We start from the raw sequence: 278 nt of genomic DNA, 5'->3' as shown, positions 1-278 counted from the left end.
GTATTTTTCCATTTGTTTTGGGGAGTTGGTGATATTTGCTTGTTGGCGTTGGGGAGACTGGAGAAATATTGAAAAATACTACTCAACCTTGCTTGGGGTATAATTATTTTAATGCAATTAACTACTACAATAGTTGGAGATTTAGAGTACATTAACAGCATTTTAAAATTGCATTCCTTCTGAGTATTCCATGTATCTTTTTTTATTTATGGTGGTTTAATTACATGTAAATTTAGAGAGAGATTTGAAAAGGTAGATGTAAAAGTAACCCTTTATAT

It is taken from the genome of Neobacillus drentensis (assembly GCF_036965425.1).
In the GTDB taxonomy this organism is placed as follows: domain Bacteria; phylum Bacillota; class Bacilli; order Bacillales; family Cytobacillaceae; genus Neobacillus; species Neobacillus drentensis_F.
The sequence above is the reverse complement of the archived record's forward strand: the minus strand, read 5'-3'. Positions refer to the sequence as shown.